The organism is Pedobacter sp. GQ55, assembly GCF_059758925.1.
The window spans coordinates 758504-775410 of record NZ_JCAXEI010000001.1; the positions used below are offsets into that span (position 1 = coordinate 758504).

Genomic DNA, 16907 nt, shown 5'->3' on the forward strand with positions numbered 1-16907 from the left:
TGCTTTATTTAGATTAATTCTAGTTGGCCGCAAAAGTAGTATCTCTGGTTTAGAGTAACAAATTTATTTAGAACTAATTTAAATAAAAGCAAAAATGCTTGTTTGAGGTAATAAGAGCGATGAATTTGAGCTATGGGACAGCTGTTTGATATATATTATCTGTTCTAAAACAGCCGCCATCTCTAGGATAGGAGAGATGACGGCAGCTTCGAAATACTATCTCAACAAGTTTTTCCAGCTTGTTTTGCTTTCAATTAATGTTTGAAGGTCTTTAATATCGATACGTTGCTGCTCCATTGTATCACGATGACGGATGGTTACCGTATCATCTTCCAGCGTTTGGTGGTCAATTGTTAAACAGAATGGGGTACCAATGGCATCTTGCCTGCGGTAGCGTTTACCAATAGCATCTTTTTCTTCGTATACACAGTTGAAATCCAGTTTTAAGCTGTTCATGATTTCTCTTGCTTTTTCCGGTAAGCCATCTTTTTTGGTAAGTGGGAATATTGCTACTTTAACAGGAGCAAGGCAAGGGTGTAAGCGTAATAATGTTCTGCTGTCTTGTTTTTCTCCATCACTAAGATCCTGCTCTTCAAAAGCATTGATCATGGTTAAAAGGAACATACGATCTAAGCCGATAGAAGTTTCTATTACATAAGGTACATAGTTGCCATATGGTTTTCCTTCTTCATTAAGATCATTGTCGAAATATTGCATTTTCTTACCAGAGAATTCCTGGTGCTGTGAAAGATCGAAATCTGTACGACTATGAATACCCTCTACTTCTTTAAAACCGAATGGGAATTCAAATTCAATATCAGTAGCTGCATTTGCATAGTGAGCAAGCTTAACATGGTCGTGGTATCTGTATTTTTCGGCAGAGGTGCCTAACGCTAAATGCCATTTTAAACGTGCCTCTTTCCAGTAAGCAAACCATTTCTTGTCTTCACCAGGGCGTACAAAGAATTGCATCTCCATTTGTTCAAACTCGCGCATGCGCATAATAAACTGACGGGCAATCACTTCATTTCTAAAGGCTTTTCCTATCTGTGCAATACCAAAAGGAATTTTCATCCTTCCCGATTTTTGAACGTTAAGGAAATTTACAAAAATACCCTGAGCAGTTTCAGGGCGCAAGTATATCTCTTCTGCTCCTTCGGCCATAGCACCAAACTGGGTACTAAACATCAGGTTAAACTGACGTACTTCCGTCCAGTTTTTGGTGCCGCTTACTGGGCATGCTATTTCGTGTTCTTCAATTAATGTTTTTAATTGCTGTAGGTTTTCAGCTTTTAAAGCCTCATCCATATCAGCTTGCAGCTTTGCAGCTTTATCTGTTTTGCCGTCTTTTTCGTAACGTGCAATTTTATCTTCTAGTAACTGATCAGCACGGTAGCGTTTTTTCGAATCTTTATTATCGATCATAGGATCGTTAAATCCGTCAACGTGACCACTTGCTTTCCATATTTTTGGATGCATAAATATAGCAGAATCAATACCTACAATATTTTCATGCATTTGTACCATGGCTTTCCACCAATAAGTTTTGATGTTGTTTTTTAATTCTGCTCCTAACTGCCCGTAATCGTATACAGCACTTAGTCCATCATATATTTCGCTGCTTTGGAATACAAAACCATATTCCTTGGCGTGTGATATTACATTTTTAAATTGCTCGTCGTTAGTGTTTTTTGCCATAATGATGCAAACTTAGATAAAATATTTTAATGGTTTTCATGAATGCAGTGGTGTTTTTTCTACTTTTGAAGATGATCACTCCGGTAAACCTAAAAATTAAATAAATTGAGCATTAAAGTACAGTATTTGTCTAAGTACTACGATAAGCAAAAGGCTGTCGATGAAGTTAGTTTTGAAGTTAAACCGGGCAAGATATTAGGTTTTCTGGGCCCTAACGGCGCCGGAAAATCTACCACCATGCGCATGCTTACCGGTTATCTGAAACCAAGCTCGGGTTCAGCTGAGCTGTGCGGCTTTGATGCGCAAACCCAAAGTTTAGAGGTTAGGCGTATTATTGGTTACCTGCCAGAAAACACACCTTTATATACCGATATGTATGTGAAAGAGTTTTTACTGTTTGTTGCCAATGCTTATAAGCTTCAACATCCTGAACAAAAAGTTAAGGACACTATAGCAGCTGTTGGCTTAGGGACTGAGCAACACAAAAAGATAAATATGCTTTCCAAGGGCTACAGGCAAAGGGTAGGATTGGCCCAGGCAATTATTCATAATCCGGAGATCTTAATCCTTGATGAGCCTACATCAGGTTTAGATCCAAATCAGCTTACCGACATTCGGGAACTGATTAAGAAGCTTGGAAAGGACAAAACAGTTATCCTTTCAACACATATTATGCAAGAAGTAGAGGCCGTTTGCGACGAGGTTATCATTCTCAATAAAGGAAAGATTGTAGCAAATGCTGAAATCACTGAACTTAAAAAACAACACCAGTCTTCGTCTCTTGAAGATATTTTTAGAAAACTGACTTCTTAATATGATAAGTCAATTGTGCGTTTGTTAATAATTATTTACTGTAGAGTTTTATTTTTTGTAACGATTGGCCAAGTTTTTGTATCTAAGGATTATAATTACACAATTTAAATTAAACAGAAATGAAAAAAGTATTTTTACTAACAGCAATTGCAGGTCTTTTTGCTTTTTCAAGCGTTAAAGCGCAGAAAGACGTTGCCATGACAGGTCCAAAGTTAGGTATTGGAGCTGAGTTTGCATTTCCAATGGGTGACTTCGGTGATGTTTATAATCTAGGTTTTGGTGGTTCGCTATTGTATCAACATCCAGTAGCCGCTAACTTGAATTTAACTGGTAGCGCAGGCTATTTGAGTTTTAAAGCTAAGGATGAATTTGGAGGCGGTACTTCTGGTTCGATTCCTGTTAAAGCAGGCGCAAGATATTTTGTAGCTGAAAACTTTTATATAGGTGGTGAACTTGGGGCTGCTTTCTCTACTGAAAAAGGTGGTAAAACGGCTTTTGCTTACGCTCCTGGCATTGGCATAGAGTTTCCCGTTTCTGATGGTGGTGCTATCGAATTAGGAGGACGTTATGAAGGATGGTCAGCTAATTCAACTACAAGGTCTTTCATCGGACTTAGATTAGCATATAACTTCGGTTTATAATTAATATTTACCGAAAAGAGTTAAAAGGGCTTCCATTAGGAAGCCCTTTTTTTGTTATACTAGCTATATTTTATAATATTGCAGCTCAGTGAAATTTAACTAATGAAAAAAATATTTTTCTTAATTATTACTGCCGGACTTTTCCAGTTGGTTACCGCTAAAGCACAATCAGGTTCTCAAATTGCAGCGCCTAGACTGGGGATAGGGTTCGACTTGGGCTTACCTATTGGTGATTTTGGAGATTTTGCAAATTATGGAACAGGTGGTTCTATACTTTATCAACATCCGGTATCAAAATCATTAAACATTACCGGAAATGTAGGCTATATCAGGTTCAATGGAAAAGAAACGATTGGGACATTGAAATACAGGCAAAGTTTTATTCCAATTAAAGTTGGGGTAAGATATTTCATAACTGAAAATATCTACGGAACCGCTGAAGTCGGCTCGTCTATCGCCACAGCTAACGGCAGTGGAGCTTCTTTTATTTACACACCGGGTTTGGGCGTTGAAATTCCTATTTCACGTACAGGTTCTTTAGATATAGGCACCAGATATGAGGGGTGGACAAAGAATGCCGGAACTTTATCATTTATTGGTTTAAGGGCCGGATACAATTTTTAAAAGCAAATAAATGTACGCAGTTTTTAAAAGGGAATTATTTAGTTTGTTAAATTCATTAATGGCTTATATTACCATTGGTGTGTTTCTATTGACCTCAGGGCTGCTGCTTTGGTTTTTTCCGGATACCTCGATATTGGAGTATGGATATGCTGAACTCACTGGGTTCTTTAGTTTGGTGCCATTCCTATTCATGTTTCTGATCCCTGCAATTACCATGCGTTCGTTTGCTGAAGAAAGGAGAGAAGGTACCTATATTTTGCTGGCATCAAGACCATTAACAGATTGGCAAATTATTCTGGCAAAGTATTTTGCATGTTTGGTACTGGTGTTATTTTCATTAATACCCACGCTAATTTATTACTACTCTATTTACAAGCTGGGTTTGCCAGCCGGGAATATTGATACTGGTGCGGTAATTGGTTCTTACCTGGGCTTATTATTATTAGGAAGTGCTTTTGTTGGCATTGGTATATTTGCATCATCTATCACTAAAAACCAGGTTATTGCCTTTGCCGTTGCAGTATTTATCTGCTTTGTAGCGTACAGCGGTTTTGACGCATTGAGCAAAATTTTTTCGATGCGGTATCTGGAAAGTATTTTTTTAGGATTAAGTGTAAATGAGCACTATCAATCTATAAGCAGGGGGGTTTTGGATACTCGTGACCTTGTTTATTTTGTCAGTTTTGTACTGTTCTTTTTGGGAATTACCAAGCTGGTAATAGGGGGGAGAAAATGGTAAAGTTGAAAAATAGCAAAAGTGCCGGATTAATTGGTCTTTTGGCAGGGCTAATATTACTGAATATTGCATCACAATACGTTTATACCAGGATAGACTTTACAAAAGAGAAGCGTTTTACGTTAACACCAAAATCTAAAACGATTTTAAAAGAAGCTAAGACACCAATAACAATTACTGTTTTTCTGGAGGGGGATTTACCGGCGGCTTTTAAGCGTTTGAGAAACGCTACAAAGGATCTGCTAACAGACTACAAAGCCTATGCAGGTACTGATATTAATATTGAATTTGTTGATCCGATATCCGGGCTGTCTGCCACCGAGCAGGATACGGTTATCAATCACCTATATCAGGTCGGAATAGAGCCTACTACCTTAAATATTAAGAACGATAATGGATTTGCACAGAAAACCATATTTCCGATGGCAATGGTTGAAGGGAATGGAAATCAGTTGTCCTTAAAATTGCTGCAAAACCTCGATGCATCGGGCAACTATGAAGAAAATATTAATAATTCTATCCAAAACCTGGAATATGTATTTACTTCAGCCATTCAAAAGATATTGAGCGGACAGCACCCAAGAATTGGCTTTACGGAAGGAAATGGTGAGCTCTCTGATTTGCTGTTGAATGATGCGATAAAAAGTTTGTCGGATAGTTACGACGTGGGTAGGGTAAACCTTAGCCAAATTGATAAAGGGGGTTTAGATAAATTAAAGCTATTGATCATTGCAAAACCCGAAAGGGAATTTACAGAAGCCGAAAAATACAAGATCAATTATTTTGTAATGAACGGCGGCAGGGTAGTTTGGAGTATAGATCAGGTGAGCGCCAGTTTAGATAGTTTAAGAGGAGCAGGAGAGCAATTGGCTTTTAACAAAAAACTGAACCTTGATGATATGCTGTTTGTATACGGCGCAAGGGTTAACTACGATCTTATAGCTGATGCCAATTGTGCAGAAATCCCCTTAAGCATGGGTGGACAGCAGGGGCAGATTCAAATGGCACCCTGGGTGTTTTATCCAATTCTGATGCCGGATACAGCTAATAGTCTGGTAAAAAATATTGATGGAATAAGAAGTGAGTTTGTTAGTACTGTTGATACTATTGGGGTAAAAGGAATTAGCAAAAAGGTGATTTTACAAAGCTCGGCTTATAATAAAGTGCACCATACACCAAAGATGCTTTCCTTGCAAATGGTTGCTGAACAGCCGGATCCGCGCGAGTATGCCAGTGTTCAGCAAACTGTGGGTGTGCTATTGGAGGGTAAATTTCAATCTGTATTTTTAAACAGACCTGTTCCTGCCGGAATTACTGAACAATATGGTGTGCCTGCAGAGGGTAAACCCACAAAAATGATAGTGATTGGGGATGGAGATCTCTTCAAAAATCAGATAAGTGCCAGAGACGGATCTGTTTTTCCATTGGGTTTTGACAGATATACGGAAAGAAACTATGGAAATAAGGCATTGTTATTAAATATTGCCGACTTTTTATCTAATGATGATAATTTGATCTCTTTACGCAATAAAGAAGTTAAGATCAGGTTGTTGGATAAGGTGCGTTTGCGTACCGAAAAGCTACAATGGCAGCTTATTAATGTTGTTTTTCCTTTACTATTGTTAATATCGTTCGCAATTTTTCAACATTATTACCGCAAACATAAGTATGCAAGGTAATTTTTATATTTTTGAGAACTGACAAGATCATACTATGAGATTTATTGTATCCACATCAACGTTATTAAAACATTTGCAAACAGTAAATGGTGCATCAAGCAGCAGTACTGTTTTGCCTATACTGGAAAATTTCTTATTTGAAATTAAAGACGGAAATTTAACGATATCTGCAACGGACTTACAAACCAGCATGACCACCTCTTTGGCTGTTGAATCTAAAGAAGGCGGTAAAGTAGCTGTGCCGGCAAGAATACTGTTAGATACCTTAAAGACTTTACCAGATCAACCTATTTCTTTTAATATTGACGATGCATCATTCTCAATTGAAATTAGTGCAGGAGATGGTAAATATAAATTGAGCGGTGAAAATGGAGATGATTTTCCAAAAATACCGGTTGTTGAAAATGCTTCATCTGTAAACTTACCGGCATCTGTATTGACCGAGGCCATTACCAAAACCATTTTTGCAGTAAGTAATGATGAGTTAAGACCAGCCATGACTGGTGTTTTTTGTCAATTGTCTGAAGAACACATCACTTTTGTAGCAACCGACGCACATAAATTGGTGAGATACAGACGTATGGATAGTAAAGCAGATAAAACATCTTCTTTTATTCTTCCTAAAAAAGCTTTAACTTTATTGAAAGCGGCCTTACCATCAACAGATGTGAATGTTTCTGTTGATTATAACGCAACAAGCGCTTTCTTTAAATTTGAGAATATAAACCTGGTTTGTCGTTTGATTGATGAACGCTATCCAGATTATGAAGCGGTAATACCTGCTAATAATCCAAATAAGTTAGTGATTGACAGAGCTTTGTTTTTGAATACACTACGTAGGGTAGTTATTTTTGCTAACAAAACCACTCACCAGGTAAGGTTAAAAATCAATGGAAGTGAATTAAACATTTCTTCTGAAGATTTAGATTTTGCGAATGAAGCGCATGAGCGTTTAAGTTGCCAGTACGAAGGAGAAGATCTGGAAATAGGATTTAACGCACGTTTCTTAATTGAAATGTTAAGCAATTTGAGCGGAGAGGAAGTTACATTGGAACTTTCTACCCCAAATCGTGCCGGATTGTTAATTCCACAGACTAATGATGAAAATGAAGATGTTTTAATGCTGGTTATGCCGGTAATGTTGAATAACTATAATTAATACTCATTTAAATATTTTGGATGGCTTGGTTTTTGACCAGGTCATCGTTGTTTAGTGTAATTTTAATAATATTACTATGAAAAAATCATTCTTTTTATGCTTAACTCTGGGTGTTGTACTCCTGAGCTCTTGTTTTAAAGAACCCAAACCAGAACCTGTTGGAGACGCGTATATTAATGCTGTTAACGCGGTAAGAGGGTCGAGTCCACAGGAATTTTATTTGAACGGAAGTAAGAAAAATTCTGTTCCTATTCCTTATGGTGCATCCAGTGGCTATATTACTGTTACCTCAGGAAATAGTCAGTTTGCTTTTGGTAATGTAAGTTCGGAAACAGCTAACGCTGCTACACAAGTTGTAGGTGTGCCAATTGGGGTTAACGCAACGGTTTTTTATTATACCGAATCGAAGAGTGAAGGCACTCAAGAGGAATTGCATATGGCTACTATTACCAATGATGATATGAAGCCATCAGCGGTTGCAGGTAAGGCTAAGGTGAGATTTGTTAATTTAAATTATTTATTACTTAATACGATTTCGGTTTTATCTGGAACAACTAAAATCGTAGAAAAAATCCCTTTTAAAAGTTCATCATCTTATATCGATTTAGATCCAGGTACCAAATTTAAATTTGTTGCAGATATAGTAGATTCACCTGCTTCGGTTGAACTTGATCCGAATTTGCAAGCAAATAAAAATTATACCATTTGGGTTGATGGTGTAACCGCAACAGAACTAACAGGACACGTTATAGCACACTAATTAATTAAATGACATTTCTAAGTTTAAAAATATCATGGTAATAAGCATGATATTTTTATTTTTGGGCTTAATTTATAAAACTTGGAATTTTTCACTTTTTTAATAGACTTTCTTCTTCATATTGATAAGCATTTGGAGGAGATCATCAGAGATTATCAGAATTGGACTTACGCCATTCTTTTTTTAATCATTTTTGCCGAAACAGGTTTTGTAGTTACTCCCTTTTTACCAGGCGACTCTTTATTATTTGCCATGGGGACTTTAATTGCCGGAGGGAATACCGGTTTAAGTATTTGGGTAATGCTGATTCTCTTAATTGTAGCAGCGATATTAGGTAATTCCTTAAATTATAAATTAGGCAGTTATTTTGGGGTTCGGGTATTTAAAGAGAACAACAGAATACTAAAACTTGAATATTATAACCAGTCGCACATGTTTTTTGAAAAGCATGGTGGTAAAGCCATTATTTTTAGTCGCTTCCTGCCTATTTTCAGGACAATAGCGCCGTTTGTTGCGGGTGTAGCAAAAATGCCTTTTGGAAGATTTACTCTTTTTAATGTTATTGGAGGGGTTGCCTGGATAACCAGTTTACTGATGGCAGGATACTTATTGGGACAGATTCCTGTGGTTAAAAAGAACTTTGATATCGTAATTGTAGTGATTGCTGTTGTTACTTTTTTCCCGGCAATATTTGCGGCCTTAAGATCTAAGTTTAAAAAGAAAGAAGTAAAAGAGTAGATTAGTAGGAGGGCTGACCCGCATCAACCCATGCTGAGTACCAGAATGACCGTATGGTTAATATCGCTGATTTCATCGGCCTTTCTACCATATTGTTCATATAAGTATGATGTGCTCTGGCATATTCTGTTATAGAAACTATTGATGCCAGAAGGACGCGTGAAAACTGCCAGGTGGTTAATTCTCATATGAGCAAAGAATCCCGTAGGAGCTAAACAGCACAATTGTCGCAATTAGTTTTACGGAAATAAAAGTATATATTTCATTTCCGTAAAACGATATAAAGAAACCTTTGAGGTGGTTATTTATCGATGCTTTTTCCCTTCATTGCTGAAGAAACAGCCACGTCCATAACCCGTTCGGCAAATGGGCGCGTAAATTCATTTAATTCGTCGGCTTTCTTAAGAATTTCATCTTTCTCTGCTTTAGCAAGTGCTGCTTTAAGTGCTAGAATACGGATGTTGGTGTTTTCGATTTCGTCTGCGGTAAGGAAAGTTCCATGTTTTTCGATAAAGCGTTCGGCTGTGTAAACCAATTGTTCGCCTTCACTTCTGGCTTCAATCAGCATCCTTTGTGCTACATCACTTTTTGCATGCGTAATGCTATCAATCAACATCTTTTCGACCGTTTCATCAGTAAGACCATAACTAGGAGTGATGTCTATTTCCTGTTTTACACCGGAGCGCAATTCAACAGCCTGCACAGTTAAAATTCCATCGGCGTTTAAAAGGAAATTGATATCGACCTTCGGTAACCCAGCCGGCATAGATGGGATTCCCTTAAGATCAAATTCTGCTAGTTTTCTGTTTTCCTGAACAAGATCACGCTCCCCCTGGAATACAGATATTTTCATGTTTACTTGTCCGTCAACCGAGGTGGTGTATTGTCTGCCTGCCTTGGTAGGAACTTTTGCATTTCTTGGAATAATTACATCCATTAAGCCGCCCATAGTTTCAATTCCTAATGATAAAGGGGTTACGTCCAATAAAAGGATGTCTGACCTGTTTCCGGCAAGGATATCGGCTTGTATAGCAGCTCCTAAAGCAACTACCTCATCGGGGTTGATCTGATCGTGAGGAGTACGGCCAAAGAAATCAGCTACCTGTTTTTTAACATAAGGAGTGCGTGTCGAGCCACCAACTAAAACCACCTCATCAATATTCTCAATTGTTAATTTGGCGTCAATTAAGGCTTGTTTACATGAGTTTATGGTTTCTTGAACTTTAGCGGCTATTAGTTGTTCAAAAGTTTGTTTATCTATTGAGCACCAGATTTCGCCAAGCTTCTCATTAAATAGATTTTGGGTGGTTAAAGCTTTTTTAGCTTCTTCGGCTTTTAACCTTAAAGCTTGCATCAAACCTGAATCTGCAGCAAGATCTTCTTTGTTTAGTTTGTTTTTGTCTATCCAGTAATGAACGATGGCACGATCAAAATCATCTCCACCTAAAAAGGTATTGCCATTAGTTGATAATACTTCAAATATCCCGTTTTGAATTGAAAGTACAGACACATCAAAGGTGCCTCCACCCAGATCATAAACGGCTATGGTTTTTTGTTGAGTAGGGTCCAGACCCAGTCCATAGGCCAAACTAGCTGCAGTTGGTTCGTTTACAATTCTTAAAACATCAAGCCCTGCTAGTTTTCCTGCATCGCGGGTTGCTTGGCGCTGACTGTCGTTGAAATACGCAGGAACGGTTATTACGGCTCTGTTTACAGGGGTTTTAAGTGCGTGCTCTGCTCTGGCTTTAAGCTCTTTTAGTATTTCGGCTGATAATTCAATTGGGGTATAGAACTTGTCGCCGGCTTTAATTTTGACCAGGGAATCGTTCTGGTCATCAATTATTTTATAAGAGAAAGTATCCTGATGGCTGGCTACATCCTTATATGACCTGCCTAGTAAGCGCTTAACAGAAAATATCGTGTTTGAAGGATCTGTAATTAAAAACTCTTTGGCTTCGTTTCCAACCAAAGCATCCCCTTGCGCATTGAAATGTACAATAGAAGGAACCAATAAACCTTTACCAGTGTCGTTTATCACTTTAGGGTTTTTGTCCGGATCGATAAAGGCAACCAGACTGTTAGTTGTTCCTAAATCAATTCCAACGATGATTTCTTCCTGCTGGAATGAGCCTGTTGCCAGGTTGATGGATATTTTTGCCATAGTTCGGCAAATTTAGGAATGTTTAGCTGTTTTTTTGTTTTAAGGTTGTAATGTTTTTCAGATGGTGGGAAATTAACTTGTTCTACCAGGAGGTTTAAAATAAAGTTACAGGATCAAGCTTCAAAAACTCTTCTATGCTCAGTCCGCTTTTTCCAATGAGCAGTATCTTCTCAGGGTTGAATTGTTTTTGGAATTCATTTAAACCGGACATACTTAAATCTTGGCCACTTTTTACTTCGAGTCCTATGACTTTTCCCCGACGCTCCAATACAAAATCTACCTCATTGTTGCGCTCGCGCCAATAATATACTTTAAAGCCTTCGGTGAGTGCCGAATTAACCAAATGAGCTCCTATGGCAGATTCTGCGATTCTACCCCATTCTTTTGGATCTTGCCTAACTTCATCGAAATACTCATTACGCTGTGCGCTAATTAATGCAGTATTGTGAACTTGAAATTTAGGGCTTGAAGAACGTTTTCTAATTACATCGGCAGCATATTTTTCAATTCCACCTAATAGACCGGCAGTATCAAGCAGTTCAAGGTAATGTGATAATGTTACCGTATTGCCTGCATCTTGTAATTGACCTAATATCTTTGTGAATGACAGAATTTGTCCCGAATACAAACATCCGAGTTCAAATAGTCTTCTCATTAGTGTAGGTTTATCCACACGTGTGAGCATCAAAATATCTTTGGAAATGCTTGTTTCTATGAGTGATTGGTTAATATAGTTTTTCCATCGTTTTTCATTTTCAATCATATTTCCGGACCCTGGATACCCCCCAAACCAGATATATTGATCAAGCGTCCAGTTAAAGGCGCTGCTCATTTCTGTATAGGACCAGTGAGACATGTAGGTAGTTTCAAATCGACCGGCAAGTGATTCTGTGAGACCTTGTTGTATGAGTAACCTTGACGAACCTAATAAAATTACTTTTAGCGGTCTATTTTCTCTTGTATCCGTATCCCATAATAATTTTACGGTTTCACTCCAGTTATTTATTTTCTGGATCTCATCTATAATTAGTAAAAATTCTGAAGCCTTATTAACAGCCATTCGCTGTCGTGCGACTTCCCATTGTTGAGATAACCATGCTTTATCAGAAAATGCTACCGCATCTGCAGAAACGAAATAGGATGGGGTGTTGATTTGCTTAGCTATTTGATTAACTAATGTGGTTTTCCCTACCTGACGTGGGCCCAGTACTACTTGAATGTGCTTCCTTGGTTCTAAGATTCTAGATGTAAGTTCTTTAATATGAGGTCTTTGGAACATGTTTTACGAATTACTCAATGTATTGAGTAAAATTACTCAATACATTGAGTAATTCGTAATCTCTAAGGAATTATTTTAATTGAACCACTAATTTTAAGGGGCAAGTTCCTTTTTATGAATGTTATAAAGCCAAAGCACAATATCCTGATAGCTGTCTGTTCCCTTATCCTGATTGTTTAGTTTTAGAAACCTGTCGAAAGCAACATCCATGTACCCAAACATTTCGCTGTTATACTTGCGCCAAAAATTACGATCGTTTTTAAAATCCTGTATGGTGCCGGTATTAATGGTAGCATATAAGGCATCATAATCTTCCTGAGATTTGATTCTGATCTCGAAAAGAATGCTTTTTAACATCGCATAGGATGCAGAATACTGAAAATTAGGATCATCACTATTTGCAGCTACAAGGTAACCGATAAGATTTGCTTCATCTTCGCGACCAATACCCAGCTGATGGGCTATTTCGTGACAGGTAACAAAGGGTAGGGCTATAGCCGGTAATCTCATATTCACATTTGCCTCTCCAGAGAGTGGATTGTAATATCCTTCGATGCCAATTTTAGTAACTATCCAGCTATTTAATACCGGTTTTACCGCGGGACTACGGTATTTAAAAATGGAATTTCTTTGCTCCATCTTGTCATAACCAGCTTTTGCTTTAAGCTCTAATTCCTTAATGTTATATCTTGTTTTCTTTACTTTTTGGAGATGATTCAGTTTATTGATGAAAAACTTGCCAAGTAAAACCAGCTCAGGTGTATTGTATTTTTCATTGTTGATGCCCAGCTGTTTTGAAACGGAAGGGCGCGAATAGTTTAAGCCCCAAAGGATTTTAAAGATTAAATAAAGAATAAGAATAAAGTTTACTGCCTGTAAGGGCACTTTTACCCGATCGGCTTTTTTTAGCGATTTACGGGCTATCTTTTTATAGAATAGAAATAAGCTTCTGATTACAAAAAGTATAAGCAGCAAGTAAAGAAAATCGCCAAGGGCAAAAGGAACCAGTGAGCTTATAAAGCGCTGAATAACGGAAATGACCTGGTAAAGTCCTTCTGAATAAATGTTTTCAATGAACTGGCTAAAAAAGCCAGCTAAAAATACAATTACTGAAAGAGATAGGAGGATAACAAATTTCCGTATTTCAGGTTTATAAGCTGCATTCATTACCTGTTAAAGGTTAATCTTTTTCCGTTTTCTCTTGTCGTGAATCGTCCTTTTTGATAGGCAAGATTGCCCGATACAAAGGTGTGTGTTACCTCGGCCTGGAATGTTTGACCTTCAAAAGGAGACCATCCACATTTGTAAAGCACATTTTGTCTGGTCACTTTAAACGGATCATTTAGGTTTACCAATACCAGATCTGCCCAATAGCCTTCTCTGATAAAGCCTCTTCTATCGATATTGAAACAAATAGCTACATTATGAGCGGTTTTTTCGGCAATCTTTTCTAAAGTGATCTTTTTTTGATGGTACATTTCAAATAAAGCAGGCAGTGCATGCTGTACCAATGGCCCACCAGAAGGAGCTTTCAGATAAGGCTGTTCCTTTTCTGCTATGGTATGCGGAGCATGATCTGTAGCTATAATATCCAAATGGTTGTCCAATACTCCTTTTAAAATGGCATCCTTGTCTTCAGCTGTTTTTACAGCAGGATTCCACTTTATCCAGTTTCCTTTAGTGGCATAGTCTCTGTCGTCAAACCAAAGGTGATGAACGCAGGCTTCCGCAGTGATTTTTTTATCTTTTAAAGGAGTTGTGTTGTCGAACAATGCAACTTCTTTAGCAGTTGATATGTGTAAAATATGTAGGCGGGTTCCATGTTTCTTAGCAAGTTCAATAGCCATTGATGAAGAAATATAACAAGCCTCTGCACTTCTGATAAGAGGGTGCATATCAATGGTTATATTCTCTCCATACTTTTCCTTGTATAAGGCCATATTGGCTCTTATGGTTTGCTCATCTTCACAGTGAGTTGCGACTAACATTGGGGCTTCTTTGAAGATGTTTTCTAATACCTTTTCATTGTCGACCAACATATTACCGGTTGATGAGCCCATAAAAACTTTAATTCCACAAACGTTTTTAGGATCTGTTTTTAGTACTTCTTCAATGTTAGTATTTGATGCACCCATAAAGAAAGAGTAGTTGGCAAGAGACATTTCAGCTGCAATCTGATACTTATCTGCAAGTAATTCCTGCGTTAGTGTATTAGGAATGGTATTGGGCATTTCCATAAAAGAGGTGATGCCCCCTGCTACTGCTGCCATACTTTCAGAAAAGATATCTGCCTTGTCTGTAAGGCCAGGCTCTCTGAAATGTACCTGGTCGTCAATCATTCCAGGGAAAAGATGTAATCCTTCCGCATTGATTTCCTGATCTGCAGGTTCATCAATGTTTGGTGCAATTTTTTCAATAAACCCAGCCTTGATGAGTACGTCGGCGACTACAATTTGGCCTTCATTTACAATTGAAGCAGCTTTTATAAGTATGGTATTCATGGTATCAAACTTAAATAAAATATTCTTTTCGGCTTACCTCATCCTGAATTTATTTCAGGACCTCCAAAGAGAAAGGAGGCATTGCAGGTATGAGGTCCTGAAATAAATTCAGGATGAGGTGGTGGTTAAATACAAAGGCTAGGAAATAAATTTTGACTACTTTTGCCGAATGGCCAAGAATTTCGAAGAGTTTAACCTAAATCGACAGATTTTAAATGCTGTAGCTGATGCAGGCTTTACTGTTGCAACTCCTATACAAGAAAAAGCAATAGCCCCTGTATTATCGGGTCAGGATATTTTTGGTATTGCCGAAACCGGAACAGGTAAAACTGCTGCTTATGTTTTGCCTATTCTAATGCAATTGAAATATGCTCAGGGAGATTCTGCGCGCGCATTAATATTAGCTCCAACAAGAGAGTTGGCTATGCAAATTACCGAGCATATCCAGATTTTCTCTAAATATACAGATCTACGTACTGTTGTGGTTTATGGAGGACTTGGGCCTAAAACTCAGATTGAACAGATTAAAGCCGGTGTTGATATTATTGTAGCTACACCAGGAAGATTTTTAGATATTTATTTAGCAGGCCATATCAATACCCAATACATAAAGTTTTTGGTGCTAGATGAGGCAGATAAGATGATGGATATGGGCTTTATTGGCTCTATTCATAGGATTTTGGAGATTGTACCTCGTAAAAGGCAAAACCTTTTGTTCTCGGCTACCATGAGTAATTTGGTACAAAAGATTGCGGGCGACTTTTTAAAACACCCAACTTTAATTGAAGTAGCGGAGCAAGCTACGCCAGCAGCAACGGTTACTCAAACCTTGTACGAAGTGCCTAACTTTAAAACAAAGATCAACCTGCTGCAACACTTAATGAAAAATGATGAGGAGTTTAAAAGACTGATCATTTTCTGTAAAACCAAAACGGTAGCCGATAACATTTTTAGTTTCATTGAGCGTAAGTTTGGGGCAGAAGCGGTTAGGGTAATCCATGCCAATAAAGGCCAGAATACAAGGATTAATTCTATAAATAATTTTAAAGAAGGCAATATCAGGGTATTGGTAGCAACCGATGTCGCATCACGAGGTATTGATGTTTCGGAAGTAAGTCATGTGATTAATTTTGATGTTCCAATTATCATTGAAGACTATGTGCATAGAATTGGTCGTACCGGAAGAGCATATTCAAAAGGAGATGCGCTTACCTTTTGTACACCAGCCGAAAAATATTACATTGAGAAAATACAAAAATTAATAAGACAAGAAATTCCTGTTGTACCTTTGCCAGCTGAAGTTTTTGTGGAAGAAACCCCTTATGAGGAGAAACAGGCAATAAATCGTGCAATTGACGATCAAAAGCGTAAAGAAGATCCTGATTTTAAAGGTGCTTTCCATGAGAAAAAACATGCTGCCGCCATTGCAGCTGCTGCAAGAAATAAAACAAATAAGCAGCCTGCTTGGAAAAAGAAGAAATTCAAAAAATAGTTAAAGACATTGAAAGTAAAACTGACCCCGCTTAATATTGTTTCAGCCATCTGCCTGGTTATCGCCATAATGTTGCTGATAAATAAGAAAGAAGAGGGGAATCCCAAATATGTGGATATTACCGGAATTCTTATTGGGTTTAGCTTTTTGACCGCAATTGTTGCTTTCATATCAGATCAAATTTTTAGAAGGTTTATTTTAAACCTAAAGAAACTATGGGTTGTAGAAGGCGTGTTAGTTATTTTCATCATCATTTTAATATTTATAATAAAAGCTAGTATAAGTTAATGAAGCAAGCAGAAATCAAAATCACCGTTCAGTTAGACGATAATAATGTTCCTGACAATATCCTTTGGGAATCTACAGATGCACAAACTCAGGAACAAGTTCCGGTTAAGTCTATGATGCTGGCATTGTGGGATCACAACTATAAGAACTCAATGCGCATTGATCTTTGGACTAAAGACATGCCTGTTGATGAGATGAAGCGTTTTTTTTATGAAACGTTGCAAACTATGGGCGATAGTTTTTTAAAGGCCACAGGAGAAACACTTATAGTGGAAGATTTGCGTGATTACTGTGCGCATTTTGCCGATAAAATGGGGATCAATACTCAAGGATAAATA

Annotated in this window: 16 protein-coding genes; 11 read left to right on the forward strand and 5 right to left on the reverse strand. The window is 37.7% G+C overall.

The window, feature by feature from the left end:
• Positions 1-216 precede the first annotated feature (216 nt).
• Positions 217-1698: a glycine--tRNA ligase gene (locus AC6CH7_RS03110; protein ID WP_498261295.1), complete on the reverse strand. Its 1482-nt coding sequence runs from the start codon at positions 1696-1698 to the stop codon at positions 217-219.
• Positions 1699-1803: 105 nt separating this feature from the next.
• On the opposite strand from AC6CH7_RS03110, the gene AC6CH7_RS03115 reads away from it, so the two are divergent.
• The 8 genes from AC6CH7_RS03115 (at position 1804) to AC6CH7_RS03150 (ending at position 8848) form a co-directional block, all read left to right on the forward strand.
• Positions 1804-2511 carry an ATP-binding cassette domain-containing protein gene (locus AC6CH7_RS03115; protein ID WP_498261296.1) on the forward strand — a complete coding sequence of 236 codons (708 nt, stop codon included), beginning with the start codon at positions 1804-1806 and terminating at the stop codon, positions 2509-2511.
• Between the two features lie 119 nt (positions 2512-2630).
• Positions 2631-3152: an outer membrane beta-barrel protein gene (locus tag AC6CH7_RS03120; RefSeq protein WP_498261297.1), complete on the forward strand. Its 522-nt coding sequence runs from the start codon at positions 2631-2633 to the stop codon at positions 3150-3152.
• 102 nt (positions 3153-3254) lie between these two features.
• Positions 3255-3776, forward strand: a complete 522-nt coding sequence (locus AC6CH7_RS03125) for a hypothetical protein (RefSeq protein ID WP_498261298.1) — start codon at positions 3255-3257, stop codon at positions 3774-3776.
• 10 nt (positions 3777-3786) lie between these two features.
• A complete protein-coding gene (gene gldF, locus AC6CH7_RS03130) occupies positions 3787-4515 on the forward strand; it encodes a gliding motility-associated ABC transporter permease subunit GldF (RefSeq protein ID WP_498261299.1) in 729 nt (242 codons plus the stop codon).
• Positions 4509-6191, forward strand: coding sequence for a gliding motility-associated ABC transporter substrate-binding protein GldG (gldG, locus tag AC6CH7_RS03135; protein ID WP_498261300.1), 1683 nt, complete (start codon positions 4509-4511; stop codon positions 6189-6191). The genes gldF and gldG overlap by 7 nt, the downstream gene beginning before the upstream one ends.
• Positions 6192-6225: 34 nt before the next feature.
• Positions 6226-7350, forward strand: coding sequence for a DNA polymerase III subunit beta (gene dnaN / locus AC6CH7_RS03140; RefSeq protein ID WP_048904267.1), 1125 nt, complete (start codon positions 6226-6228; stop codon positions 7348-7350).
• Positions 7351-7426: 76 nt separating this feature from the next.
• Positions 7427-8110: a DUF4397 domain-containing protein gene (locus tag AC6CH7_RS03145; RefSeq protein ID WP_498261301.1), complete on the forward strand. Its 684-nt coding sequence runs from the start codon at positions 7427-7429 to the stop codon at positions 8108-8110.
• 81 nt (positions 8111-8191) lie between these two features.
• Entirely contained in the window at positions 8192-8848 is a 657-nt protein-coding gene (locus AC6CH7_RS03150; protein WP_498261302.1) for a DedA family protein, read from the forward strand.
• A 301-nt stretch (positions 8849-9149) separates the two neighbouring features.
• On the opposite strand, the gene dnaK is transcribed toward AC6CH7_RS03150, so the two are convergent.
• The 4 genes from dnaK to AC6CH7_RS03170 all read right to left on the reverse strand — a co-directional run bounded on the left by dnaK (position 9150) and on the right by AC6CH7_RS03170 (position 14789).
• On the reverse strand, positions 9150-11009 hold the full coding sequence (dnaK, locus tag AC6CH7_RS03155) for a molecular chaperone DnaK (protein ID WP_498261303.1): 1860 nt from the start codon (positions 11007-11009) through the stop codon (positions 9150-9152).
• A gap of 94 nt (positions 11010-11103) precedes the next feature.
• Positions 11104-12288, reverse strand: a complete 1185-nt coding sequence (locus AC6CH7_RS03160) for an ATP-binding protein (protein ID WP_498261304.1) — start codon at positions 12286-12288, stop codon at positions 11104-11106.
• A 93-nt stretch (positions 12289-12381) separates the two neighbouring features.
• Positions 12382-13455, reverse strand: a complete 1074-nt coding sequence (locus AC6CH7_RS03165) for a DUF3810 domain-containing protein (protein WP_498261305.1) — start codon at positions 13453-13455, stop codon at positions 12382-12384.
• A complete protein-coding gene (locus tag AC6CH7_RS03170; protein ID WP_498261306.1) occupies positions 13455-14789 on the reverse strand; it encodes a dihydroorotase in 1335 nt (444 codons plus the stop codon). The genes AC6CH7_RS03165 and AC6CH7_RS03170 overlap by 1 nt, the downstream gene beginning before the upstream one ends.
• A 169-nt stretch (positions 14790-14958) precedes the next feature.
• On the opposite strand from AC6CH7_RS03170, the gene AC6CH7_RS03175 reads away from it, so the two are divergent.
• From AC6CH7_RS03175 to gldC, 3 genes are read left to right on the forward strand one after another with little or no spacing between them, the layout of a single operon-like run.
• Positions 14959-16281, forward strand: a complete 1323-nt coding sequence (locus AC6CH7_RS03175) for a DEAD/DEAH box helicase (RefSeq protein WP_498261307.1) — start codon at positions 14959-14961, stop codon at positions 16279-16281.
• A gap of 9 nt (positions 16282-16290) precedes the next feature.
• Entirely contained in the window at positions 16291-16569 is a 279-nt protein-coding gene (locus AC6CH7_RS03180) for a hypothetical protein (RefSeq protein ID WP_498261308.1), read from the forward strand.
• Entirely contained in the window at positions 16569-16904 is a 336-nt protein-coding gene (gene gldC, locus AC6CH7_RS03185) for a gliding motility protein GldC (RefSeq protein WP_048904276.1), read from the forward strand. Before AC6CH7_RS03180 ends, gldC begins: the two co-directional genes overlap by 1 nt.
• The last annotated feature ends 3 nt before the right edge of the window (positions 16905-16907 follow it).

Coding starts and splice junctions, on each gene's coding strand:
- AC6CH7_RS03165 (WP_498261305.1), bottom strand. CDS start 13,455: ATGAATGCAGCTTATAAACCTGAAATACGGAAATTTGTTATCCTCCTA.
- AC6CH7_RS03160 (WP_498261304.1), bottom strand. CDS start 12,288: ATGTTCCAAAGACCTCATATTAAAGAACTTACATCTAGAATCTTAGAA.
- dnaK (WP_498261303.1), bottom strand. CDS start 11,009: ATGGCAAAAATATCCATCAACCTGGCAACAGGCTCATTCCAGCAGGAA.
- gldF (WP_498261299.1), top strand. CDS start 3,787: ATGTACGCAGTTTTTAAAAGGGAATTATTTAGTTTGTTAAATTCATTA.
- AC6CH7_RS03170 (WP_498261306.1), bottom strand. CDS start 14,789: ATGAATACCATACTTATAAAAGCTGCTTCAATTGTAAATGAAGGCCAA.
- AC6CH7_RS03110 (WP_498261295.1), bottom strand. CDS start 1,698: ATGGCAAAAAACACTAACGACGAGCAATTTAAAAATGTAATATCACAC.
- AC6CH7_RS03120 (WP_498261297.1), top strand. CDS start 2,631: ATGAAAAAAGTATTTTTACTAACAGCAATTGCAGGTCTTTTTGCTTTT.
- AC6CH7_RS03175 (WP_498261307.1), top strand. CDS start 14,959: ATGGCCAAGAATTTCGAAGAGTTTAACCTAAATCGACAGATTTTAAAT.
- dnaN (WP_048904267.1), top strand. CDS start 6,226: ATGAGATTTATTGTATCCACATCAACGTTATTAAAACATTTGCAAACA.
- gldC (WP_048904276.1), top strand. CDS start 16,569: ATGAAGCAAGCAGAAATCAAAATCACCGTTCAGTTAGACGATAATAAT.
- gldG (WP_498261300.1), top strand. CDS start 4,509: ATGGTAAAGTTGAAAAATAGCAAAAGTGCCGGATTAATTGGTCTTTTG.
- AC6CH7_RS03145 (WP_498261301.1), top strand. CDS start 7,427: ATGAAAAAATCATTCTTTTTATGCTTAACTCTGGGTGTTGTACTCCTG.
- AC6CH7_RS03125 (WP_498261298.1), top strand. CDS start 3,255: ATGAAAAAAATATTTTTCTTAATTATTACTGCCGGACTTTTCCAGTTG.